The sequence below is a fragment of the Selenomonas sp. GACV-9 genome (genome assembly GCA_900116485.1).
GTDB classification, from domain to species: Bacteria; Bacillota; Negativicutes; order Selenomonadales; family Selenomonadaceae; genus Selenomonas_A; species Selenomonas_A ruminantium_G.
On sequence record FPAX01000020.1, the window covers coordinates 1 to 23,550 of the forward strand.

A 23,550-nucleotide genomic window follows, 5' to 3' on the forward strand; every position below is an offset into this window, starting at 1 on the left:
TCCCAACATAACGGAGGGCGAGGGTGGGGACACTTTCTTCGTAGACGGAGCGATTGCCCAAACGCAGTGAGGGATGGCACGCGGCAGACAATTGCTAGAACGTCAAGATGTATTGGCGCGCCGCCGGCCTGCCCGGCGCATGTAACTAAATACGTACTTATACACCAGCGCGGGTCATTTAGCGGAGCGGAGAAAAAGTGCCCCCACCCTCACCCAAGCTGAGCTGTATCAAGCTTATTGTAATCTCGTATTAACAGACAAACTGCAATTTGCAAAGAAAAAACATCCGGCCGCATCGCAGCCGGATGTTTTATTCTAATCGTTCAAATCAATAGGAAGCTACTGCATCCAATGCCTTGACGCCATAAGATTTTTCCATATGGACAGCCTGACCGCCCGTGAAGATTACGAGGCAGACATCCGACGGAGCATTCGCCTTGACATAGTCGAGGTCGACCTGCATGAGCTTGTCGCCCTTCTTGACCTGCTGGCCCTGCTCGACGAAGACCTCAAAGCCCTGGCCACCGAGTTTGACGGTGTCAACGCCGAAGTGGATGAGGAACTCCGTACCGTCAGCTGCCTTCATGCCAATCGCATGCTTCGTATCGAATACGAACATGACCTCGGCATCGCACGGAGCAACGACATTGCCATCAGCCGGAGCAATGAAGAAACCATCGCCCATCATCTTGCCAGCAAAAGCAGCATCCGGAGCCTCGGTGATGGCATGTGCCGTACCAGCTACCGGAGCATAGAACTCATGCTCACCATGAGCTGCTGCCGGATCCTCAGCCGTAGTTTCTGCCTGCTCCTCTACTGCCGGAGCATCAGCCTCCGGCTCAACATCCGGAGCCGTAGCCAGATACTCTTCGAGGTTCGATTTGATGACCGCAACTTTCGGTCCATAGATGACCTGGACGCCCGTACCTTTGACGATAACGCCCGAAGCGCCCGTAGCCTTCAGGAGTTTCTGATCAACGAGCTCCGAATCTGCTACCGAGCAGCGCAGACGCGTTGCGCAGCAGTCCACCGACGTGATGTTGCGCTTACTGCCCAGCGCGCGTGCGATAACCGGGCTGAGCTCATCGCCAGCAGCACCAGCAGCGCCCTCTTTGCGGGCCTTGACGTCAGCTTTCGTATAGAGCTTCGTCTCTTCATCATCATCCTCGCGGCCCGGCGTCTTGAAGTTGAACTTCTTGATGAGGAACGAGAACGCAAAGTAATACAGGAAGAAATAAACGATACCAACCGGAATGATGAGCATCCAGCTCGTCTTGTCATTGCCCTGCAGGATACCGAAGATAAAGAGGTCAAGAAGACCGCCGGAGAAAGTAAGACCAACGGCGATGTTGAGCATGTGCGCAATCATGTAAGCTGCGCCAGCCAGGATGACCTGAACACCGAAGAGCATCGGGGCAACGAACAGGAACGAGAACTCAATCGGCTCCGTGATACCCGTGAGCATCGAGGTAAGGGCTGCGGAAAGCAGCAGGCCGCCAGCGACCTTTTTCTTCTCCGGACGCGCGCAGCGGTACATAGCAAGAGCAGCACCCGGCAGACCGAAGATCATGAAGATGAACTCACCCGAGAAATAACGCGTAGCGTCAGCACTGAAGTGTGCGACATTCGGCGAAGCCAGCTGCGCGAAGAAGATGTTCTGACCACCCTGTACGAGCTGGCCATCGATCATCATGCTGCCGCCAACGCCCGTCTGCCAGAACGGCAGATAGAAGACATGGTGCAAACCAAACGGAATCAGTGCACGTTTTACGATACCGAAAATCAGCGTACCGATGTAGCCCGTGCCCGTAACGACATTGCCCAGACCGAAGATGAGGTCCTGGACCACCGGCCAAACAAACGTCATCGCAATACCAACGAACAGGAAGACCACCGTCGAAATAATCGGAATGAAACGCGAGCCACCGAAGAAGGACAGCGCATCCGGAAGAACAATTTTATGATAGCGATTGTGCAGGATCGAAACGCCGATACCAACGATGATACCACCGAAAACGCCCATCTGCAGGGACATGATGCCGCAGCTCGATGCTATCGTACCCTCAAGCACGCCCGGTGCAATCGAGCCATCAGCCAGGATCTTGCCCGTCAGCTGGAGCATGGCATTACAGGAAACATGCATGACGAAGAAAGAAATCATAGCAGCCAGTGCCGCAACTTCTTTCTCGGCCTTTGCCATACCAATGGCTACACCAACGGCAAAGATGATTGGCAAGTTGCCAAAGATCGTACCGCCGGCAGCGCTCATAACCGTCAGCAGGGAATGGAGCACGGTTCCATCCCCAAAGATGGCTTCCAGTCCATAGGTCTTGATGGTCGTCGGATTCGTAAACGACGCACCAAGGCCTAACAAGAGACCTGCAATCGGCAGAACTGCAACTGGCAGCATGAAACTGCGGCCAACGCGCTGCAGCACGCTGAAAATTTCGTCTTTCATTAGACACATCCTCTCTCGTCCAATAAAAAAAGCATTTACCTGCTATTTAACCCGAGTACCATAGCAGATAAATGCTTATTACCGGACACACCATAAAATATTTACCGCGGTTATTATAACATAGCCGACCAAAATACTTCAAGACTCACGTCAAAAAAAATGTCTTTCGAAGCAAAAAATGGAACATTGTTACAAAATCATCAGTTTATTATCATATTTTTATCATTCAGCCAACCATTTGCGTGACCGATACCAGATTTCCAAAGACAGTTGTTTTCCTCTTTTGACAAAAAAACAAAAAACAGCGCAGCTCCGAGGGGCTCCTCGGAACTGCACTGTTTTCGTTTTTAAGGATTATAATCTAAACTTCTCCATCTCGGCCTGCAAATCGCCAGCCAGCTGAGCCAGACTGCGGGCTGCATCGGAAATCTCGTGCATGGAAGCACTCTGCTCCTCGCCTGCCGCCGATACAGACTGGGCTTCATCGGAATTCTTGCCGCTGGTCGCCGCAATATTGTTGCTGGCCTGCAGCATCGTTTCGTTCTCTTCTGCCATCTGCTCAATGCCCTTGGCGATGGTCTGGATCTTATCCGTCAGCTGATCGATAACCGCAACGATTTCCTGGAACGCGCCATCGGCAGACTGTACGGTACTGATGCCTTCCTGCACGCTCTGCGCCCCACTGGCACTGGCCTCAACCGCCGACTTCATATCCTGCATATTGGCCTGTACGAGCTGTGCAATCTGCTGCGAAGACTGATTGGAACTCTCCGCCAGTTTGCGGACCTCATCCGCCACTACGGCAAACCCGCGTCCGGCTTCGCCAGCCCGGGCTGCCTCGATAGCAGCATTGAGTGCCAGAAGATTCGTCTGCTCGGCAATACCGGTAATCATCTGCACGATGTCGGCAATCTGCTGGGAACTCTTGTCGAGTTTTTCAATGGACTGCTGAATACTGTCCGTGCTGGCAGTGATATTATTCATCTGCCTTACTGCCTCCTGAATGGACTGGCGCCCATCGGTAATCTTCGCCTTGGCAGCCACTGCATTATCCAGCACGATCTTGGTATCACTGACCAGCTCTTTGGCATGTGCCGTGACATCTTCCGCCGTAGCCTGGATATTGCCAGCCTCTACCGCCTGCTCGCTGGCGCCTTCGGCGATATTGACGACGCTGTCTGCGACCATATGCGAAGCCTGTGCCGACTGGTCAGCACTTGCCGTAAGCTGTTCGCTGGCCGCAGCCACCTGCTGGGACATATCGGTTACATGGCGGATGACCTTGCGCAGGTTCTCGATCATATGGTTGAGCGAGCCGCCCAGAGCGCCCATTTCGTCATTGGCTGCGACATTGACATGACCAGTCAGGTTGCCATCGGCAATCTGCCCGGCCTCCTCCATCAAGTGTCCGATGGGGTTGCCTACCCGGCGGTTGAAAATACCGATGAGCACGACGCAGAGTATCAGCATGACGATAAGGGCCATGACGATGCTCGTGTATTTCGCCTGCGTAATCGGGCCCGTATAATCAGATTTCGGTGCGACAAGAACCAGATTCATATTGTCGATAGCAAGCGGCACCATCATCAGATAGCTGTCCTCGCCCAACGCATCGCTTTCTACCAGCGTCAGTTCCTGGATACCAGCAGCCTGCTTGCCCAGCGCTGCCACCGACGGATTGGACTCTTCACTCATCTTGACCTTCATGTTCTTGTCGTTATCCTTATGGCCAAGATAGTAACCGTCCTTGCTGAGCAGGAAAGCATAGCCATGTTCGCCTACTTTGATGCTCTGTACATAGTTTTCCAGCTCATCGATACCTACATCCATCGTGATGACGCCGGCGGCTTTTCCATTCTTGGTAAAACCGCAGCTGCTGGTCAGCATATTCGTCCCGGAGGTATCATCATGATAGGGTCCATCCCAGAAAACCTTGCCAGGATTAGCCAGAGCCTCTTTGTACCAAGGATAAGAAAAATAATTATAGCTGGCCGTGCTGTACTCCATCGTCAGCTCGATCTGGCTGCCCTTGCGCATCTGATAAGGACCGTAGAATTCCATTCCCTCCTGATAAGCGTTCGGCTCAAACCAATAGCCGCTGCCGAGTACCAGCTTATCCGATTCGATAAAGCTCTTGGCGGTCGCGAGCAAGACCGTATTGTCATAGCTTGCCATATTGCTTACCGCACGGGAAAGGCCTTCGCCCTTCTGCTCAATCTGCAGCAAGCGCTGATCGAGCTTGGCAGCAATCCCCTGCCCCTGCTGTTCCAGCGTAGCTTTGACTTGCGCTTCCATACCTTTTTGGAATTGCGATACATTTATGAATGTCTGTATCGCTAGCAAGACACCCGTAATAACGACAATACATGTTATAAACAGTGTCTTGATACTGCCTTCTGGTTTCCTCATGATCTCCTCGTCCTCCCTTGTTCCATTGAACAATCACATCCTTTCCCTTACTGGATTCTACGGAGGACTTGATTTTCCTGCATAAATTTACTTTTACCGCCGAATATCACTTATCCCGCAATGACCGGATTTATTCATCACTCGAGAACAAGCGTCGGGCGATAGTCGTAGTCAAACATCAGATAACTAGAATCCGCATAATTGATGCAGCTGATTACGACCTGATATTTGCCAGCCTGTGGCAGATCCGTCAAAGGAATAACGTCACTAGCGCTCGTAGCTGCGCCCGGTGCCAGGACACGGTTCAGTTCCACAGCCTGAACCGTATCTCCCGTTACAGGGCTTTTCATAAACTCACCATTCGGGCCAACAGCTCTGACCAGCAGATCGAGGCTCTTCACCTGCTTGCCAGTATCATTTTGGTACAAGAAGCACAATTGCGGACGGCCAGATGCATCAAAAGAAATCTGTGCATCGGCTATCGTCAGCAATTGCTGACCGGTTTCTTTTAGACTTACTTTTAAATTTTTCTCCTTAATTGCTAACGTCCCTGCCGCTGCCGCCGGCTGCTGGGTCTGCTGGGGCTGTGCCTGTGACGGCTGGTTTTTATCCTGCTTCGTGTTGCTCCCGCCCGGTGCTGCCGGCTCGCTTACCTCCGTAGACGGCTTATCCTTTGCATCTGAGCCCGAGACGGCAAAGAAAACACCACCAACTGCCACTACCGCCGCCAACGTCAAGCCTACAATCTTCAGCGTTGAAGCTCGTTGCGGCTGCTGTGGATAATAGCCCCCCTGCCTGTTCATCTGCGAAGCCGTATGTCCCATCGGTGGCTCCGGCGGCTGGATAACCGTCTGCGGTTTCGCGGGCCCTGCCGATTCCTGTGTCAGACGTGCGCCACAATTTTTGCAGAACGTCGCATTATCCGGCAGCTGCGTGTTACAATTTTTACAAAACATAATCGTATCCTCCATCCATCTTTCATAAGAATTTTTCCGTTAGACACCATAGCACGTAAAAAATATAATTTCATTAAAATTTGCACGATTTAACGGATATCTAATCGAAGATTAACGCTTAGCAAACAATCCCTGCGTAGTATGTATAAGGAATAATTGTATAAACTATCTATATATATTGGATAGCTTAGCAAAATATTATTTAAAGTGAGGAATTTTTATGTTTTGCATGAAATGTGGTAATCCATTGGAAAATGATTCAAAGTTCTGTTCAAGCTGCGGCACGCCTGTAAACAGTCCAGGACCAGCAGCCAATCCAAATACGACTGACCAAAAGGCACCAGAATTTGCCACTGCTGCAGTTCCCCCTATGAACATGAACTACGCCGCCAGTGGCGCTGCGTCCGGTCCGGCAAACATGATTTTCCCCCCTGCGCCTGAGGATTTAGCGCTTCTGCAAAAAGGCTGGAACCTCTGCCGGCTGGCCTTGTTTCTCCCCTTCCTCTACGGCATCGTGCAGAATCCCCTGCATCTGCCACCTATGCCGCCCTACATCTCGCTCTTCTCTTTCTCCCTGCTTTGCATTGATAAAAACTACTTGGAACGCGCAGGATTTCCGCTATCCAAATGGTATTATCTTGCAATATTCCTCTGCCCGCCAATTTATTTATATCGTCGGGAAAAATTGACCGGTCATCGTCATTTCTTCTCATATTTCTTTGGCGCCGCCTATCTTTTCGGAGTCCTGGTCTTCCTCCTCATCATTGTCCTGGGCCGCTTCCATTGAATCTTTGACCGCAAGCGTTTAGCGGCAAAGGGGACGTCCAAGTGCGACGCGAAAAAAACTGCAAATAAAAAATGAGGATAATCGCATCAGCGATTATCCTCATTTTGCATTCACTTTTCCCGCAACGGCCGGATTTTCTCTATGAGCTCGATCACAGCCTCTTTGGCGTTGCGGTTGTATTTCAGTTTGCTGACACCCTCATGCTTTTGCTTATAGGCATCATAGTCGGTGACGAACGAAACCTTGTCGCCTTTCCTGAAAGTATCCAAGATAGCCAGTACGTCTTTTTTTCGGGCACACCATTCTTTCGTGAAATCGTTGATTTGGTTGGCGACGATTTCCTCAATGCGCGTCTCGATCACCGTCCGCGCATCAAGCCCCTTGTACTTTATCGGGTCTTGCTTCATATCCTCCCAGAATCCGCCAATGACATCGGCCAATGCCGGATTCGTCTCACGAAGTTTAGTAATATGGTTGTCGATGGCTTCATCCTCGATAGGCGCAGCGATGAGGACATCCTCCTCGGGCATGTAGCTCTGAATCAGTGAAAGGATATAGCGATAGTCGATGGTCACGCTGGTACTTAGTTTTAGTTCCCCTTAATCTCCCAATACCCCCCACGAGCAGCACCACACCTAACAAGAATTTTCTGCTCTCGCAAGCTTCTAATGTTCTTTTCCACCGCCCTTTGCGTAATATTTAGGCATTCAGCCATCATCGAGGCCGAAACGCTTTTATTCTCTTTTATCAACCTTAATATGGCTTTTTGCGTTTCGTTCAACGAGTTTTCTCCGAACTCCTCCGAACTTTCTCCGAACTTCTCCGAACTTTCATCTTCAGTACGGGGCACGTCTTTGCCCTCACCGTAATTCAAATTATACAACGTCAGCAAAAAATCCCTATGTTCTGCCATGAATTTCGGCATCAGTTCTGCTGTCGTGTGCTCTTGGAAATCGTAATCTTCCAGTATCTTCTTGAACCCACTGCCTCTGCGTTCCATAAGTTGCAGTCTGCTGAAGACGTCTGCCAGCACTGGATTCCTGCGCTGGGACGATATATGCCGCAGGTCGCGCCCCTCCAACGACGAGCCATCCACCATTCCACCGGGAGAATAAATCTCCAAACGGTCATCAAAGATATCAATATGGACTTCACTGCCGACTATCAGATAGTCGCGGTGAATCAAGGCATTGACCAAGCCCTCCATCACAGCACGCTTAGGATAGTCCGGATATTCAATCCTATGAGTAGGTGTTTTCCGCCATGCTTTCCTGTTATGGCGCATGATAAAACTCAGCGCATCTTGATAAAGGGAAATCAGTCCACCTGAATACTCCTCATCATCGATAGCATCCATCAAACCAGATGCTTTGGATAATCCATTCCATCTGGTACAGAATACCCGCGAATGCCTTACGGGTGATTCATCAGCCAGCAAAGCGCCAGTATTAGTCAGTTTGCCATTGTAATCAACCAAGCCAAAGGATTCAAAATCCGTCTCTTCAAAGGATTTCCCTGTTCTTTGCTTGTAGACAGAGCGCAGTTTCGTAAAGGCCATATCCTCAAACTTGAACCGCGACGGCAGGCTGTCATAGCTCTGCCCGCTTCCTCGGATTACCAGCTCACGCAGTTGCATGGGATTTGCTGGTACGCTTTCGTTTCCCAGACGCACAAAGGCCACCAACTGCCCTTCACCAGAATAATAGTATGGCGTCTCATCACCGGTCATGACTTCAACGATTATCAGTTCTTTACCATCCACCGCTTCAAACGATAATTTGAATTTTGGGATTGGATTCATGCGGTTCTTGATTATCTCACTGATTATTTCCGCATCTGCCCTGGCATTTTCCAGCCCCACTATCGTATCATCATCACAAATGCCAAAAATCAGCTTGCCGCCAAAGGTATTGGCAAATGCACTGATGCTTTTCAACCAGCTTTTTGGCTTCTTCACTTCCAAAGATTGCTTTTTATCATATTCCGTTGCTTCTCCGATTAAATCTATGATATTCATAAAACCTGTCCTTTATTCTATCCATTTATCACAATACAGGTAATTCAAGCATACAAAGAGCCGGCCACATGGGTATGGCCGACTTTCTGTCTTTCGACTGGTTTCCCAGCATTTATTATTTTATCATATTTTCACGCAATTTTACACCATCCATGCTCTGACGATGTCATGGCTCAGCCTCTTCGTCCATGGTTTCCAGCAGGAAACTCACGGGGCGGAAGCCGTCGTTGCAGGAAATCATAGCCGAACGGGGATTTTTCATCCAGCCATCGTAAAAGTTCTCCGCACCATGGGCCAGCCCCATGACAAAGGGAGACATGGATTCCCAAGCGCTTTCGCACATGCCCTCCGGCCGCTGCCAGCCATTGGCGATATACACATCACCTTCCTCCATATCACAGGCGTGCTCGATGGGATTTTCATATTGCTCAATCAAATCGTGATAACAGGCTTTCCGTACTATCGTTATCCTTACCTTCTTCATGCCAATCCCTCCGTTTCGCTTTCTCTACGTTAATTCTACCACAGCCCTTATCAATCGCAACAACGAAGTTTTCCCGCACAAAAATGACCGGTCAAATTGACATGTCAATAACTGTCAATCTGACCGGTCATGCTCTTACCGAATCAATTAAAATTCTTCGCTTTTGCTGGCGATTTTTTCCTGTACATAGGCAATGAAGTCGTCAATCTTCATCGTCGTGCTTTCCTGTACGCCGCGTTTGCGGACAGCTGCCGTCTTGTCGGCAACTTCCTGATCACCGACCACCAGCGTGTACGGCGTTTTCTTGACCTGGCTCTCGCGGATCTTGTAGCCGACCTTCTCATTGCGGTCGTCGACCTCTACGCGCAGGCCGAGGTCAAACATTTTCTTCTTGAGCTCGTAAGCGTAGTCCGCATGTTTCTCCGTGATCGGCAGGATGCGGACCTGTACCGGAGCGAGCCACGTCGGGAAGGCACCGGCATAGTTCTCGATGAGGATGCCGATGAAGCGCTCGATGGAGCCATAGACAACGCGATGCAGCATGACCGGACGATGTTTCTCGCCGTCCTCGCCCACATACGTGAGGTCGAATTTCTCCGGCATCAGCATGTCGAGCTGGATCGTGCCGCACTGCCACGTACGACCGATGGAGTCCCGCAGATGGAAGTCGATTTTCGGGCCGTAGAAAGCGCCATCGCCTTCGTTGACGATGTACTTGAGGCCACGATGCTCGAGGGCGTTGCGCAGGGCTTCCGTTGCACTCTCCCAGATTTCGTCAGATCCCATGGAATCTTCCGGACGCGTGGAAAGCTCAGCCGTATAAGTAAGTCCGAACGTGCTGTAAACCTCATCGAACAGGTCAATCGTATGCTGGATTTCCTCCTCGATCTGGTTCGGCGTGATGAAGAGATGCGCATCGTCCTGCGTGAAGTTGCGGACGCGGAACAGGCCGTGCAGCGCACCCGAGAGCTCATGGCGGTGAACGATACCGAGCTCGCCGAGGCGCAGCGGCAGGTCACGGTAGCTGTGCTGGTGGGATTTGTAGACCAGCATGCCACCCGGGCAGTTCATCGGTTTTACCGCATAGTCCTCACCGTCAATCTGCGTGAAGTACATGTTCTCTTTGTAATGATCCCAGTGGCCGGAAGTCTCCCAGAGCTTGCGGTTCATGATCATCGGCGTCTTGATTTCCTGGTAGCCATAGCGGCGATGGACTTCGCGCCAGTAGTTGATGAGCTCGTTGCGGACAACCATGCCATTCGGATGGAAGAACGGGAACCCCGGGCCTTCCTCATGCAGGCTGAAGAGGTCGAGCTCCTTGCCCAGCTTGCGGTGGTCGCGTTTGGCTGCTTCTTCGAGCATGTGCAGGTATTCATCCAGGTCAGCCTGTTTCTCGAAAGCCGTACCATAGATGCGCTGGAGCATCTTGTTCTTCTCGCTGCCGCGCCAGTAAGCACCAGCAACGCTCTGAAGCTTCAGTGCCTTGACCTTGCCCGTCGATACAACGTGCGGGCCGGCGCAAAGATCCGTGAACTCGCCCTGCGTGTAGAGCGTAATCAGTGCATCTTCCGGCAGGTCGTTGATGAGCTCGACCTTGTAGCTCTCGCCCATCTCCTCGAACATCTTGAGGGCATCGGCACGGCTGACTTCTTTACGCTCGAGTTTGAGGTTCTCTTTGACGATTTTCTTCATTTCTTTTTCGATATCCTTGAGATCAGCCTCGCCGAGCTGCTTGTCCATATCGATATCGTAGTAGAAGCCATTGTCGATAGCCGGTCCAATGGCCAGCTTGACGTTCTGGTCTTTATAGAGGCGTTTTACGGCCTGTGCAAGGATATGGGATGCCGTATGGCGCAGTGCCCAGCGGCCATCGGCCTCTTCAAACGTCAGGAAATCTACCTGGCAGTCCTTCGTCAGGACCGTCGTGAGGTCTTTCGTCTCACCATCTACTTTCGCAGCCAGGACTTTCTTAGCCAGGCTGTTGCTTACTTCTTTGACGAACTCGAGAATGCTCTTGCCTTCCTCGACCTCGCGGACTGCGCCGTCTTTGAGCGTAATCTTTAACATGAAAAAACCTCCTTAAAATAAAAAAGCTCCGCCCCTAGATAGGGACGAAGCTGTCGCATCGTGGTTCCACCCAAATTGCTCTCCTGCCAATCGGAAAGCCACTCAGTCTTTGATAACGGAAAAGTCTCCGGTCTCGCCTACACACCCGAAGGCTTCAGCCAAACAGCTCCGAAGTGGTGGCCACAGCTGCTATCCCGGGATGCTCGCACCAAATACATCCTTCTCTTAGAGACGCCCTTCTGCCGTCGTGTCTTCGTCTTTGCTTTGATATTCGATGTTCCCTATTATAGGAGCCTTCCCCGCTCCTGTCAAGGGATTTGCCGATTATTTTTCCGCCATCTGCGGACTTTCGCTTCGCCCCAGCACAGGCACCTGCAACTGCTGGCCGAGACGCAGTCCGCTGCCGTCCGGTGCCAGGCCATTCACTTCGATGATGGCCTGCCGCAGCTCGGCGGCCCGTTTCTCATTGGTCGTATAACGCGCGGCCAGCGACCAGACGCTGTCGTTCTGCTTGATGGTCACCGTATCGAAATCGCTGCTGCGCAGGTAATCGTTCGTCAGATGAAACGGCATAAACGCCGCTGCGGCCACCAGGACGATAGCCAGCTGAAAGAGTCTTTTCTTCATGCACTTCATGATGCTCACGCCTCCATTATCGAACATATTATTCCAAAACACATTTTCCTCAAACATGTCTTCTCCAAAACTTTGTTCTTATTCTAGCATAGAACATTCATTCCTGCAATACTTTTTGCGAACATTTTTTCTCTTGTCGCTATGTTCCCCCTTTGCTACAATAAAGACAGAAGATTGACCAGTCAGATCTGACCTGTCAGAAAGGAGTCTCTCCATGAATATCCATGGCGCTGTCATCATCGAACAGGGCGTGACCTTTGCCGTCATCGCTGTCAAGCAGTCCGTGACCATGTACACGACGCGCCTCATCAAGACACGGCAGGAGCTCTCGCAGTTCTTTCCGAACATGCCGATCATCCTCATGAGCCAGGATAGCAGCGGCAATCCGCATTATTATGGCCGTAAGGACATCGTTGATTTCCTCAAGACCATCCGCGTCGATCAGATTCCGTGGAAGGTCTATCATATTTACTGAAACAAACCATCAGTCAGGAGTTTTTTCTATGCAGATCATCCATTATCTCGTGCAGGCCGCCTGCTTCTTCTTTGCCCTGCTCACCCTCAACATCGTCTGGGAGAACGTCAAGGGCTATGGTGCCGAGAAGAAGTACGGCTACTGCCTGCTCTATCTTGCTGGCGGCGCAGCCGTCTTCGCCCTCATGGTGGCACTCACGAATCTGTCGAGCCGCCTGGTCCAGTAATCACACGTGAATCCAGCTGAAAGGAGCGTCTGTCATGAAGCTACTCAAAGCGCTGCATGAAAACGAACGCTTTTCATCCACTGAGCAGAACATCGTCCAGTACATGCTCGCCCACCCCGCCGAAATCGCCGCGATGACCACGCGGGAGCTGGCGGAGAAAACCTACACGAGCCCGGCAGCCGTATTCCGGCTCTGCCAGAAGCTCGGCCTCAAGGGCTACAACGAATTCAAGATCAAGTTCACCAGCGAGATCAACCGCGTGACGCCGCGCAAGGACCGCATCATCCACCGGCCCGTCACTGACAAGAGCCAGCCGGCTGACATCGTCCGCATCATGGCGGAGCTGCAGGTCGAGGCCATCGAGGAGACCAAGAATGAGATGGATCTCGAGCAGGTGACGCGCATCGCCCAATGGATGATGGACGCCTCGGCTGTTGACTTCTACGCCTACGACCAGAACTATCAGCTGGCCCAGACCTCCGTCTACAACCTGCTGCAGGTCAAATGCAATGCCGTCGCCCACAACGCCATGAACAGCCAGATTGCCGCAGCCCTCAACTGCGACAAGTCCCATCTGGCCATCATCATCAGCCGTTCCGGCGTCAACAAGCGGCTCATCCGCGCGGCGCGCGTGCTCAAGGAGCGCGGCATCCGCACGGTGCTGTTCTCCGTGTCCCGCGATACGACGCTTGCCCATCTCTGCGACGAGTTCCTCTACGTCGCTAACACCGTCGACTATCTCGACTTCGGCGGCAGCATCTTCAGCGTCGGCGTGCGCTACTACATGGACGTGCTGTTCGGCATCATCCTCTCGCGGAATTTCGACGAGGCCGAGAAGTTCTACCAGGATTTCGAGAACTACATCGGCCATATCGACGAAAACAACCGCATCTGGTAACATCAAAATCTTATGGCGAAACGTTGTTTCAGACGTTTCGCCTTTTTTATTGCTTTCTCTAAAACAGCGCCCCGCAATGGCCCAAACCTATTGAAAACAATACAAACATCCTTTATAGTAAGAAATGTCTTAAGGCAAACAAAAAAATACACGGTTGAATCAGTTTTATTGTTTACTAAGGTTAAAAGAGGGGAATTTAACATGACAAAACAAGAACTCTTCGACAAGTTCATCGACTTCATGGGACGCTTCGCCGAGATTCGTGCGGTGGCAGCTCTTCGCGATGGCTTCATCATGACAACGCCGTTTACGATTTGCGGCTCGGTATTCCTGCTGCTTGCCAATCTGCCGATTCCTGGTTATGCCGAATTCATGGCCGGCATGTTTGGTCCCGAGTGGACAGCACCACTCAACGCTGTATCGGGTGCAACGTTCAGCATCCTCGCACTTATCGCTGTACTGGCTATCACTTACAAATACGTAGAAGGCGAAGGCTGCGATGCCATCATGGCCTCCATCCTCGCACTCTCGACCTTCCTGATTGTCCTGCCGCCGACGCTTGTCACCAAGGGCGGCGAAACGGTCGGTGACATCATCCCGAAAGCCTGGGCTGGCAGCAATGGCGTCATCACCGCCATCATCATCAGCTTCCTCGTCTCCTGGGTCTTCTGCTACTGCGAGAAGAATCACATCGGCATCAAGATGCCGGATGCGGTACCAGGCGGCGTAGCCAAAGCCTTTGAGGCACTGACGCCGGGCATGATCCTCTTCACCTGCGGCTCGGTCATCTACGGCCTCTGCCACTTCGTCGGTGCTACGACGTTCCCGGAACTCATCTTCAAGATTGTCCAGACGCCTTTGCAGGGACTTTCCGATACGCTGATTGGTGGATCAATCATCGCGGCTCTGCAGAGCATCCTGTTCTGGGCTGGTATCCATGGTCCGAACGTCGTTGGTGGCGTAGTCAACCCGATTCTCATCGCCAACTCGCTGGACAACCAGCATATCCTCGACATGGGTATGCAGCTTGCTGGCAACCCGGATGCAAAAATCATCACCTGCCAGATCAACGATGTCTTCATCAAATCCGGCGGCTGCGGCCTGACCTTTGGTCTCTTGATTGCCAGCTGGCTGTCCGCGAAATCCCAGCAGATGAAGTCCATCACGAAACTCGCTACGGTACCGGGCATCTTCAACATCAACGAGCCGATTATCTTCGGTCTGCCGATCGTCTTCAATCCGTATCTGCTCGTTCCGTTCGTTCTCGTGCCGCTGCTGGCTCTCGTCATCTCCTATGTATCGATTGCCATCGGCTTCATGAATCCGTTCAGTGCCGTACAGGTTCCCTGGACGACGCCGCCCATCATCGCTGGCCTGCTCCTTAATGGCTGGCAGGGTGCTGTGGTCCAGATCATCATCATCACGATGGCTACGGCCGTCTACTTCCCGTTCGTCCGTGCCCAGGACAGAGCCATGCTCAAAGAAGAGCAGGATATGGATCAGTCCGAAGCTCAGACGGATGCTCACTCCGGCAATACCGAACCCGAGGGTCATCCTCAGATTCAGCATTAAATATACCAATAGTTCTACACGTTTTTTGAAAGGAAGATTCATCATGAAAAAGATTATTCTGCTTTGCGCCGCTGGTATGTCCACGAGCATGCTCGTCAAAAAAATGCAGGAAGCCGCTGCGGCCGAATCCTATGAATGTGAGATTGCTGCTTACCCGACGTCCGAGGCTACGACCAAGGCTGCCGATGCCGATGTCATCCTGCTTGGCCCCCAGGTCCGTTTCCAGAAGAACAAGATTGCCGAGCAGTGCCCGGGTATCCCGGTCGATGCCATCGACATGCGCATGTACGGCCGCATGGATGGCGCCGGCGTGCTCAAATTCGCTCAGGGCTTGATGGCGTGAGGTGAGCACAATGGAAGGACTTGAACTCACCGCATTCCAGATTATCTCCTCAGTCGGCACGGCCCGCAGTTCTTACATCGAGGCCATTCAGGAAGCGAAACAGGGCCATTTTGACGCTGCCGAAAAGCTCATCAAGGAAGGCGACGAGATGTTCGTCGAAGGCCACGACGCCCATGCGGGCCTGCTTACCCAGGAGGCCCAGGGCGGCCCTGGCAGCACGCTCTCGCTCTTGATTCTCCATGCTGAGGATCAGCTGATGAGCGCCGAGGCTTTCAAGACGATTGCCCTCGAATTCATCGATGCCTACAAGCGCATCGAAGCATTAGAAGAAAAAATCAAGTGAGGTAATATACTATGGGTTTTCCAAAAGGTTTCTTATGGGGCGGCGCGGTCGCTGCCCATCAGCTTGAAGGCGGCTGGCAGGAAGGTGGCAAAGGCGTAAGCGTTGCCGATGTCATGACCGCAGGCCGTCATGGTGTGCCGCGCGAGATCACCGATGGTGTCGTGCCGGGCAAGAATTATCCGAACCATGAGGGCATCGATTTCTACCACACCTACAAAGAAGATCTCGCCATGCTCGGCGAGATGGGCTTCAAATGCTTCCGCACCAGCATTGCCTGGACGCGCATCTTCCCGAATGGTGATGAGCTGGAGCCAAACGAAGCCGGCCTGAAGTTCTACGATGACCTCTTCGACGAGATGCACAAGAACGGCATGGAGCCGGTCGTCACCCTCTCCCACTTCGAGATGCCCTACCATCTTGTCACGGAATACGGCGGCTGGCGCAACCGCAAGCTCGTCGACATGTTCGTCCGCTTTGCCGTCACCTGCTTCAAACGCTATAAAGACAAGGTCAAATTCTGGATGACCTTCAACGAAATCAACAACCAGCGCGAGGTGAACGTACCGTTCACGGCCTTCACGAACTCCGGCATCCTCTATGGCGAGGATGAGGACAAGTACCAGACGCTGTTCCAGGTCGCTCACCACGAGTTCCTGGCTTCGGCCAAAGCCGTCATCGAGGGACACAAGATCAATCCGGAATTCAAGATTGGCTGCATGCTCGCCATGGGTCCGACCTATCCGGAGACCTGCCGCCCTGAGGACCAGATTGCAGCCCTCAAGGAAATGGACAAGAGCTATTTCTTCGGCGATGTACAGGCCCGCGGCCGCTATCCGTCCTACATCCTCAAGTTCTGGGAGAACAATGGCTACAAGGTGCAGATAGAGGAAGGCGACCTGGACATCCTCGAGCAGGGCAAAGTCGACTACTTCGCCTTCAGCTACTACATGAGCTCGGCTACTTCCGGCGACAAGAGCCGCTTTAAGGAGCTGCAGGGCGGATTTGCCACGGGCGTGGAAAACCCCTATCTCAAGAAATCCGACTGGGGCTGGCCGATTGACCCGATTGGCCTGCGCTATATGCTGAACCTGCTGCAGGAACGCTACGACCTGCCGCTGATGATTGTCGAAAACGGCATCGGCCTGCATGAAGAACCGGACAAGAACGGCGAGATCCAAGACGATGCCCGCATCGCCTACTTCCAGGCCCATATCCGCGAAATGAAGAAAGCCATCGACGAAGACGGTGTCGACCTCTGGGGCTACTGCCCTTGGGGCCCGATCGACCTCGTCTCGGCTGGTACCGGCGAGATGGAGAAACGCTACGGCTTCATCTATGTCGATAAAGACAATGAAGGCAACGGCACGCTCAAGCGCTCCCGCAAGAAGTCCTTCTACTGGTACAAGAAAGTCATCGCCACCAATGGCGAAGACCTTACAAACGACTGATACAATACCCTTTAATAATAAAAAATGCGAAACAATGTTACAGTTGTTTCGCATTTTTTATTGTTCTATCTAAAGCATTGTATCAATCCAGCATAAGGGAATTGTTCATAAATGAAAGAATATGCTATAGTTATATTGTCTTAAGACAGCACAGTTCGCACTTATACCCCAATCAACAACTAGCGAAAGAGGGAAACGAAATGACAAAACAAGAACTCTTTGATAAATTCGTTGACTTCATGGGACGCTTCGCCGAAATCCGTGCCGTAGCGGCCCTGCGTGACGGCTTTATCATGACGACACCGTTTACGGTCTGCGGCTCGGTATTCTTGCTGCTCGCCAACCTGCCAATCCCTGGCTATCCGGAATTCATGGCCAGCCTGTTCGGCCCCGACTGGACGGCTCCGCTCAATGCCGTGGCCGGTGGCACCTTCAGCGTACTTGCCTTGGTTGTCGTACTTGCCGTCACCTATAAATACGTGGAATCCGAAGGCTGCGATGCTATCATGGCCTCCATCCTCTCGCTCTCGACCTTCCTGATCCTGCTGCCCCCGTCGCTGACTACGAAAGCTGGCGAGACCGTCGGCGACATCATCCCGAAAGCCTGGGCAGGCAGCAACGGCGTCATCACGGCGATTCTCGTGAGCTTTGCCGCTTCCTGGATTTTCTGCTACTGCGAGAAGAACCATATCGGCATCAAGATGCCGGACGCTGTCCCCAGCGGCGTAGCCAAAGCCTTTGAGGCGCTGACGCCGGGCATGGCGCTCTTCACCGGCGCCTCCATCCTCTACGGTCTCTGCCACTACCTCGGCGCAACGACGCTGCCCGAACTCATCTTCAAAATCATCCAGACGCCGCTGCAGGGCCTTTCGGACACACTGATCGGCGGATCGATCATCGAAGCGCTCGAAAGCATCCTGTTCTGGGCCGGCATCCATGGCCCGAACGTCGTTGGCGGCGTCGTAAGCCCAATTCTCATTGCCAACTCGCTCGATAACCAGCATCTTCTGGACATGGGCATGCAGCTGGCGGGCAACCCCGATGCCAAGATCATCACCTGCCAGGTCGACTTCATGGTCAAGACTGGCGGCTGCGGCCTGACCTTTGGCCTGCTGATTGCCAGCTGGCTCTCGGCCAAATCCTCACAGCTCAAATCGCTGACGAAACTGGCCACGGTTCCTGGGTTCTTCAACATCAACGAGCCGATTATCTTCGGTCTGCCGATTGTCTTCAATCCGTACCTTTTGATTCCCTTCGTGCTCGTCCCGCTGATTGCCCTCGTCATGACCTACGCCTCGATTGTCGTCGGGTTCATGGCTCCCTTCAGTGCCGTACAAGTTCCCTGGACCGCCCCGCCCATCATCGCCGGCTTCCTCTTGAACGGCTGGCAGGGCGCTGTGGTGCAGCTTGCAACGATCGTGATGTCCACCATCGTCTACTATCCGTTCGTCCGCATGCAGGATAACGTCATGCTCAAAGAAGAGCAGGCCGCCGATGCAGCAAAACAGCCCCACAAAAACAACGACGAAGCAGAGGGCGTCCCGCAGACGCAGCTCTGATGCCTTCCCCATAAGAATACGCCTGACTGGTCTATTGACCGGTCAGGCGTATTCTCGTTCTCAGCCCAATGACTGCTTTTTCAAAATCTGCTGGACATCCTCCATCAGCAGCCCTTCCAGTTCATAGCTCTCAAGCTGCGGATGCAGTGCCTGCAAGATTTGCCAGGCGGTATTCTGCAGGATATCGTAGAGCGGCAAGTCCATCAATTCCTCAAACTCGCCTAGGCACCCGATCAAGTGACGGTATTCCTCCTCGGAGAAACGCACCGATCCGTCAAGGATACGGTCCACCTCGCGCTGCAAGCGGGCTTGCGGTTCCATGGACTGGGCCACGTTCACTGCCGCCAGCTTCCTCGTCAGCACGGCAATCTGTTCCTCCGTTTCCGCCGGCGCAATCTCGAGGATATTCCCCAGCTGTACCGCATAGTGGCGGTGCAGCGCCGCAATCTCCGCCCGCTGCTCATCGTAGGCCGCAAAGTCTGCGGCCTGTTCCACTGCCTCTTCATATAGGGCCTGTATATACTGCTCATCTTTCATAGCGATTCCCCCATCTCTGCCTTATTCCCCTCTATCATATACAAAGAACCGCGCCAGCGTCAAATCCCACAAGCACTGCCACTCATTCCTCCTCGTCATCCCACTCCTCTGTCATGGCGGAATGGAAGGCTGCGACGACATCATCTGGCACCACAAACGAATCCAGCCGGAACCGCGCATCAAACACCGCCTTGCTGTCCAATTCTTCATCCAGCAAAGCCGCAAAGCCTTCCGCCTTGGTGATGCTCTCCAAGTTTATCTTCTTTTCTATGGCTGGGGCCATGGCATCGAAATCGTAACCATACACAGTGATTACCCCATTGCTGCCCACCCAGGCTTTGACCGCATATAATGACGAACCTTCATAATCATAGCCAAACTCACAGGTACGTCCATTCATGGCCCAATCAACCCCTGTGCCATCGTCACCATTGTAGTAGCCAAGGGTCCGGATGAGGCCTTTATTGCCTCTTTCCGTAAGCTCGTCTGCTACATGATCCATACTCTCAACCAATTTCTGATAAACCTGTCCTACATCCATCACTGCATCCTCCTTGCTCCTATCAATCTTCTGAACCTATTCTTCTTTTTCCTCTTGCGTTTCCACTCAATGATAACGGACTGGTTTTCAAAGAAATTTATACCAGCTTTAAAATACCATTAAATCTCCCCCATCAAAAAGCCGCCATCGAGTGATCTCTCGATAGCGGCTTTCGTTCGCTTATTATCGTTGCTGCCGTTCCTGCCTTTCGGCGGCAAATCTCTCAGCCAAACGCTTGCTGATTTTCTGCCAGGCAGTATGCATCTGTTCCTGCTGCTGGATTTCTTCAACCGGCAGGCCTGGCCCCTTATCTTCCTCATCGGTGATAAACACAAAGGGCTGGCGTGGTGCCTCGCGCTCGTCTACGCGCCGGAGCTTATCCGTGAACTCCATATCCTTGCCCGCTGGCTTGCGGCCGCGCAATACATCCCCGGCGGACTCCGCCTGCTTATCGTTCTCCTTGCCCAGCAGAGCATCCAACAGCTGTCCTTCCTCCTCAGCCTGGCGGCGCTGCATAGCAAGATAGTCAAGTCCCTGCGCTTCTTCCTGCTTGTAGTCCTGCTTTTGCTTCTGCTTGGCTTTGGCAGTTTGTACCGAACCGCCAAAGGTCTTAGCGATGGCATCCTGCACTTCTTCTTGGAAGGATTCGCTCTCGGTGTCAATGGGACTGCCGCCCTTTACCTGATTTATCATCTTACGAATCTGATTGACGATATCATTCTCCCCTTGCGGGTCGAGTTCATTCAAGGCACTGGCTAGCGTATCATAGAACGAGTCATCCTTGCCGTAATCCTCCAAAAACCGGTTCAGCTGCGTGGCCAATACGCCAAGGGCACCCCCCTGCGTATTTTTCATCCGCATATCATAGCAAAACGTCTCTTCGTTGAAGGTCACTACGGGTGCCGATACCGCATCCCCATAAAGCGCCGCATAGGCTTCTTCATAAGTCGCATGAGGTTTTAGTATCTCGCCGACGGTGTCGGTGATATATCCCTGCATCCACTGACGGACTACGGACTTCCCGTTTGCGATCTCCTGCTCCTGCGTCAAGGTTTCCTCGATGCCCGTCGCTTCGGTCCAGCGGTAATGCTTCGTAGCGATTTCCGTTACTGGCGTATAGAGGCTTGCCGATGTATCAAGAACCTCGGCAGACGTAGCCGCAGCCGTTGCTGGCGGCTTGTCCGCTATGGCAAAATCCTGCTCGATTGCCGGCAAACCTAACTCCTTATAAGTCGCCGGCACCTGCGAAAATTCGCCCATCGGAATCTCTGAAACGATCTGCTCCAGCCGCTTTTTATCCGCCTCGGGGTCATAAGGACTGCCCTGTGAATAGTACCTTTCATTGCACTGCTGATAATAGGCAATGCCGCGCTCCAGTGCTGTCAGCTCATCGTCCCGCGTCCAGCCCTTTCCATAGGGCGTATAGGGCGCGTAGGCACCATTGGCTGGCTCGAGCCAGACCTTCCCTCCCTGTACACGCGTCGATATGCCTTCCAGCAAATTGGCGGCGATATCTACCTGATAAGCCGGTGCCGTCAGTAAAGACGCCGTATCTGCCGCCTTGCTCTGATTTTCTGCCTTATTGGCGGCACTTAGCTGGTAGTCGATAAAGCCCGCACTAGCCGCCTCTTTGGTGCCAATCATCATGCGATCATCCTCCTTGGCGCATCTTCCCCTCTCCCCAATATATCGAATATTTCGTAAAAAAGTTAAGAAAAAACGAGACCACCCACAAAGGATGGTCTCGTCTTACCGATAGGAACCTATCAAATCATGTTCTTGGAATAGGAATCGTAGAGTGCTTTGAGCTCTTCGATTTTGTCATACATCTCGACCTGCAGGCCCGATGCCGTGGCGTAATCGCCTTCGTTGAGGGCATTGATGAGCAGCGTGAACAGCGATTTCTCGTCGATGCTGTCTTTTGCCAGATAGGTGCGAATGCCGTTGATTTTGTTCCAGTTGTAGGAATCCTGATCCGTAACGAAATCGGATTTGATTTCGCGGGCCTTGCGGACAATGTCGCGGTTCTCCGGAATGATGCGGGCGATGAGCTCCGTCTTCCAGCGAATCAGCGCACCATCGCGGAATGCATTGATGATCTGGTCGTTCAAAGCACCGCCGCTCGTAATGACAGCTTTCTTCTCCGGATAGTTCTCGAAGTTCTGCATGTTCTCCCAAACCGTAGCCGGCGGAGCACCAAACAGGCGGTCACGCTCTTCTTCGGTATAGTCTTCGAATACATCCTTCTCCGAACGATACGCGCGGTCTTTCTCGAGGTAGAAGCCTTCCTCGCCAGCTTCCTTGGAAAGCTCAGCCAGAAGCTCTGCCGTCGTGTGTTTGACAGCGACCTTGATGCCGTCGAGGCAAGCCGAGTAGATGGCCGCAAGAACGAGATACGTATTCGTGTACGGGTTGCAGGCACGCAGCTCGAAACGCGTAGCATACGGATTGCCGAGGTCGCGGATAAGGCCGGCGAGGATCGTACGGTTACGGGACGGCTGATCCGGTTTGTGGCCCAGCGACGTGACGATGCAGACCGGAGCCTCGAAGCCCGGTTTGAGGCGGTTCAGCGAGTCATTCGTAGCCGAAACGAACGGGTTGATGCTCTCATAGTTCTTGAGCAGGCCCATGATGGCACCATAGCCCACCGAGCTCATGAAGTCTTTGAGCTGATCGTCCGCCGTGAACAGGTTGTGGAGCTTGCCGTCTTTCGTGATGGCAGCCATGCCGATGTGCGTATGCTCGCCGTTACCAGCCAGGCCAATCATCGGTTTTGCCTTGAAGCTGACCTCGAGGCCCATGGAGCGGAATACTTCCTTGACCACCGTGCGGACGAAGATCTCGTTGTCGGCAGCCTGCAGGGCATCGGCAAAGCGCCAGTCAATCTCGAGCTGCTCACAGACATGGGTCATATGACCGTTCTCGTCAATCTGTGCCTTGAGGCCGCCGACCTCTTTATGCCCCATCTCAACGTTGAAGCCATATTTATCCAGCTCCAGCAGGCAGTTCTCCATGGCCGTGCGGACAGCACCATGGGTACGCTCCCAATACTGCTCCTGCATGACCTGGGAAGCGGACATCTCCTCGATAGCAGCTTCCTCGAGCGGCGTCTTGACCCAGAACTCGAGCTCCGTAGCCGACGTGAAGGAGATATCGACGACATCGTTACCATCGATGCTCTCAAGACCGGACATCTTCGGATTCTCTTTGAAGAGCTTCAAGAGCTCATTCTTGACGAATTCCATCGAGTCAGCGAGGACGGCGCGGGAGTCAACGCGTTTGCCCTCATGCACGAGGAAGGACGGGATGCGCAGCGTGCCGACCGGCTTGCCCGTTTCGTCATCGTAGTATTCCATGTTGTAGTCAACGAACCAGTTGACGGACGGATCGATCGGCATATCGACTTTGGCGTTGTTCAGCGTAGCGATACCCGTGAGTACGACGGAAGAACCATCGGTCTGTACAGCCGTGCCGGCATAGAAATCATCGATATCCTTGAGGAAAATGCGGACCGGGATCTTTTCATCCGTATCGTTGCCGGCCATATCGACGCCAACGAGCGAAACGAATTTGATTTCCGGATGCGACTTGACGAGATCAAGCACTTCTTCTTTGCTGGAGTTTGCCGGGATTACATAGAGTAAATCTTCCATCGTATACCATCCTTTTCATTTAGACATACAGAAAAAGCCATACAGAATATACCCGAGCCGGGCGGCTCGCGGACTCCTATCCTGCATGGCTTCGTTGCCATAAGTTATTTTGTTTACAGGTGTTATATTAACACAGCCCGA

General features: G+C 52.7%; 21 protein-coding genes. 9 read left to right on the plus strand and 12 right to left on the minus strand.

The features are described 5' to 3' along the window. Positions 1 to 328 precede the first annotated feature (328 nt). The 3 genes from BM322_RS11845 to BM322_RS11855 all read right to left on the minus strand — a co-directional run bounded on the left by BM322_RS11845 (position 329) and on the right by BM322_RS11855 (position 5,823). On the minus strand, positions 329 to 2,458 hold the full coding sequence (locus tag BM322_RS11845) for a PTS transporter subunit IIABC (RefSeq protein WP_075430735.1): 2,130 nt from the start codon (positions 2,456 to 2,458) through the stop codon (positions 329 to 331). 354 nt (positions 2,459 to 2,812) lie between these two features. Then, positions 2,813 to 4,867: a methyl-accepting chemotaxis protein gene (locus BM322_RS11850; protein WP_082334477.1), complete on the minus strand. Its 2,055-nt coding sequence runs from the start codon at positions 4,865 to 4,867 to the stop codon at positions 2,813 to 2,815. Between the two features lie 137 nt (positions 4,868 to 5,004). After that, positions 5,005 to 5,823, minus strand: coding sequence for a zinc-ribbon domain-containing protein (locus BM322_RS11855; protein ID WP_177220884.1), 819 nt, complete (start codon positions 5,821 to 5,823; stop codon positions 5,005 to 5,007). A 220-nt stretch (positions 5,824 to 6,043) separates the two neighbouring features. On the opposite strand from BM322_RS11855, the gene BM322_RS11860 reads away from it, so the two are divergent. Further along, entirely contained in the window at positions 6,044 to 6,610 is a 567-nt protein-coding gene (locus tag BM322_RS11860; RefSeq protein WP_075430741.1) for a zinc-ribbon domain-containing protein, read from the plus strand. 110 nt (positions 6,611 to 6,720) lie between these two features. On the opposite strand, the gene BM322_RS11865 is transcribed toward BM322_RS11860, so the two are convergent. The 5 genes from BM322_RS11865 to BM322_RS11885 form a co-directional block, all read right to left on the minus strand. Continuing rightward, a complete protein-coding gene (locus BM322_RS11865; protein ID WP_075430743.1) occupies positions 6,721 to 7,185 on the minus strand; it encodes a type I restriction endonuclease subunit R, EcoR124 family in 465 nt (154 codons plus the stop codon). Between the two features lie 14 nt (positions 7,186 to 7,199). Then, positions 7,200 to 8,627 carry a helix-turn-helix domain-containing protein gene (locus BM322_RS11870; RefSeq protein ID WP_075430745.1) on the minus strand — a complete coding sequence of 476 codons (1,428 nt, stop codon included), beginning with the start codon at positions 8,625 to 8,627 and terminating at the stop codon, positions 7,200 to 7,202. 166 nt (positions 8,628 to 8,793) lie between these two features. Further along, on the minus strand, positions 8,794 to 9,111 hold the full coding sequence (locus BM322_RS11875; protein WP_075430748.1) for a TIGR04076 family protein: 318 nt from the start codon (positions 9,109 to 9,111) through the stop codon (positions 8,794 to 8,796). 147 nt (positions 9,112 to 9,258) lie between these two features. Next, positions 9,259 to 11,178 (minus strand): threonine--tRNA ligase, encoded by a 1,920-nt coding sequence (gene thrS, locus BM322_RS11880; protein WP_075430750.1) that lies wholly within the window; start codon positions 11,176 to 11,178, stop codon positions 9,259 to 9,261. Between the two features lie 324 nt (positions 11,179 to 11,502). Beyond that, complete coding sequence (locus BM322_RS11885) at positions 11,503 to 11,814, minus strand: LysM peptidoglycan-binding domain-containing protein (protein ID WP_177220886.1); 312 nt, start codon at positions 11,812 to 11,814, stop codon at positions 11,503 to 11,505. Positions 11,815 to 12,028: 214 nt separating this feature from the next. Between BM322_RS11885 and BM322_RS11890 the strand changes: the two genes are divergently transcribed. The 8 genes from BM322_RS11890 (at position 12,029) to BM322_RS11930 (ending at position 18,678) form a co-directional block, all read left to right on the plus strand. After that, positions 12,029 to 12,289, plus strand: coding sequence for a hypothetical protein (locus BM322_RS11890; protein ID WP_075430752.1), 261 nt, complete (start codon positions 12,029 to 12,031; stop codon positions 12,287 to 12,289). 28 nt (positions 12,290 to 12,317) lie between these two features. Beyond that, the gene (locus tag BM322_RS11895) at positions 12,318 to 12,515 is read left to right on the plus strand and encodes a hypothetical protein (RefSeq protein ID WP_075430754.1); all 198 of its coding nucleotides are present in this window, start codon (positions 12,318 to 12,320) and stop codon (positions 12,513 to 12,515) included. 34 nt (positions 12,516 to 12,549) lie between these two features. After that, complete coding sequence (locus BM322_RS11900) at positions 12,550 to 13,413, plus strand: MurR/RpiR family transcriptional regulator (RefSeq protein WP_075430756.1); 864 nt, start codon at positions 12,550 to 12,552, stop codon at positions 13,411 to 13,413. Positions 13,414 to 13,614: 201 nt separating this feature from the next. Then, complete coding sequence (locus BM322_RS11910; protein WP_075430760.1) at positions 13,615 to 14,985, plus strand: PTS sugar transporter subunit IIC; 1,371 nt, start codon at positions 13,615 to 13,617, stop codon at positions 14,983 to 14,985. A gap of 43 nt (positions 14,986 to 15,028) precedes the next feature. Further along, positions 15,029 to 15,328: a PTS sugar transporter subunit IIB gene (locus tag BM322_RS11915; RefSeq protein WP_075430762.1), complete on the plus strand. Its 300-nt coding sequence runs from the start codon at positions 15,029 to 15,031 to the stop codon at positions 15,326 to 15,328. Between the two features lie 10 nt (positions 15,329 to 15,338). Next, positions 15,339 to 15,671 carry a PTS lactose/cellobiose transporter subunit IIA gene (locus tag BM322_RS11920; RefSeq protein ID WP_075430764.1) on the plus strand — a complete coding sequence of 111 codons (333 nt, stop codon included), beginning with the start codon at positions 15,339 to 15,341 and terminating at the stop codon, positions 15,669 to 15,671. 11 nt (positions 15,672 to 15,682) lie between these two features. Next, a complete protein-coding gene (locus BM322_RS11925; RefSeq protein ID WP_075430766.1) occupies positions 15,683 to 17,119 on the plus strand; it encodes a 6-phospho-beta-glucosidase in 1,437 nt (478 codons plus the stop codon). Between the two features lie 200 nt (positions 17,120 to 17,319). Continuing rightward, entirely contained in the window at positions 17,320 to 18,678 is a 1,359-nt protein-coding gene (locus BM322_RS11930) for a PTS sugar transporter subunit IIC (RefSeq protein WP_075430768.1), read from the plus strand. A gap of 60 nt (positions 18,679 to 18,738) precedes the next feature. On the opposite strand, the gene BM322_RS11935 is transcribed toward BM322_RS11930, so the two are convergent. The 4 genes from BM322_RS11935 to BM322_RS11950 form a co-directional block, all read right to left on the minus strand. After that, entirely contained in the window at positions 18,739 to 19,215 is a 477-nt protein-coding gene (locus BM322_RS11935) for a hypothetical protein (RefSeq protein ID WP_075430771.1), read from the minus strand. 82 nt (positions 19,216 to 19,297) lie between these two features. Continuing rightward, positions 19,298 to 19,756: a hypothetical protein gene (locus BM322_RS11940; protein WP_075430773.1), complete on the minus strand. Its 459-nt coding sequence runs from the start codon at positions 19,754 to 19,756 to the stop codon at positions 19,298 to 19,300. 183 nt (positions 19,757 to 19,939) lie between these two features. Continuing rightward, positions 19,940 to 21,403: a hypothetical protein gene (locus tag BM322_RS11945; protein ID WP_075430775.1), complete on the minus strand. Its 1,464-nt coding sequence runs from the start codon at positions 21,401 to 21,403 to the stop codon at positions 19,940 to 19,942. 119 nt (positions 21,404 to 21,522) lie between these two features. Continuing rightward, positions 21,523 to 23,409: a glutamine synthetase gene (locus BM322_RS11950; protein WP_075430777.1), complete on the minus strand. Its 1,887-nt coding sequence runs from the start codon at positions 23,407 to 23,409 to the stop codon at positions 21,523 to 21,525. Positions 23,410 to 23,550: the final 141 nt, after the last annotated feature.

Coding starts and splice junctions, on each gene's coding strand:
- BM322_RS11845 (WP_075430735.1), bottom strand. CDS start 2,458: ATGAAAGACGAAATTTTCAGCGTGCTGCAGCGCGTTGGCCGCAGTTTC.
- BM322_RS11850 (WP_082334477.1), bottom strand. CDS start 4,867: ATGAGGAAACCAGAAGGCAGTATCAAGACACTGTTTATAACATGTATT.
- BM322_RS11855 (WP_177220884.1), bottom strand. CDS start 5,823: ATGTTTTGTAAAAATTGTAACACGCAGCTGCCGGATAATGCGACGTTC.
- BM322_RS11860 (WP_075430741.1), top strand. CDS start 6,044: ATGTTTTGCATGAAATGTGGTAATCCATTGGAAAATGATTCAAAGTTC.
- BM322_RS11870 (WP_075430745.1), bottom strand. CDS start 8,627: ATGAATATCATAGATTTAATCGGAGAAGCAACGGAATATGATAAAAAG.
- BM322_RS11875 (WP_075430748.1), bottom strand. CDS start 9,111: ATGAAGAAGGTAAGGATAACGATAGTACGGAAAGCCTGTTATCACGAT.
- thrS (WP_075430750.1), bottom strand. CDS start 11,178: ATGTTAAAGATTACGCTCAAAGACGGCGCAGTCCGCGAGGTCGAGGAA.
- BM322_RS11885 (WP_177220886.1), bottom strand. CDS start 11,814: ATGAAGTGCATGAAGAAAAGACTCTTTCAGCTGGCTATCGTCCTGGTG.
- BM322_RS11890 (WP_075430752.1), top strand. CDS start 12,029: ATGAATATCCATGGCGCTGTCATCATCGAACAGGGCGTGACCTTTGCC.
- BM322_RS11895 (WP_075430754.1), top strand. CDS start 12,318: ATGCAGATCATCCATTATCTCGTGCAGGCCGCCTGCTTCTTCTTTGCC.
- BM322_RS11900 (WP_075430756.1), top strand. CDS start 12,550: ATGAAGCTACTCAAAGCGCTGCATGAAAACGAACGCTTTTCATCCACT.
- BM322_RS11910 (WP_075430760.1), top strand. CDS start 13,615: ATGACAAAACAAGAACTCTTCGACAAGTTCATCGACTTCATGGGACGC.
- BM322_RS11915 (WP_075430762.1), top strand. CDS start 15,029: ATGAAAAAGATTATTCTGCTTTGCGCCGCTGGTATGTCCACGAGCATG.
- BM322_RS11920 (WP_075430764.1), top strand. CDS start 15,339: ATGGAAGGACTTGAACTCACCGCATTCCAGATTATCTCCTCAGTCGGC.
- BM322_RS11925 (WP_075430766.1), top strand. CDS start 15,683: ATGGGTTTTCCAAAAGGTTTCTTATGGGGCGGCGCGGTCGCTGCCCAT.
- BM322_RS11930 (WP_075430768.1), top strand. CDS start 17,320: ATGACAAAACAAGAACTCTTTGATAAATTCGTTGACTTCATGGGACGC.
- BM322_RS11935 (WP_075430771.1), bottom strand. CDS start 19,215: ATGAAAGATGAGCAGTATATACAGGCCCTATATGAAGAGGCAGTGGAA.
- BM322_RS11940 (WP_075430773.1), bottom strand. CDS start 19,756: ATGGATGTAGGACAGGTTTATCAGAAATTGGTTGAGAGTATGGATCAT.
- BM322_RS11945 (WP_075430775.1), bottom strand. CDS start 21,403: ATGATGATTGGCACCAAAGAGGCGGCTAGTGCGGGCTTTATCGACTAC.
- BM322_RS11950 (WP_075430777.1), bottom strand. CDS start 23,409: ATGGAAGATTTACTCTATGTAATCCCGGCAAACTCCAGCAAAGAAGAA.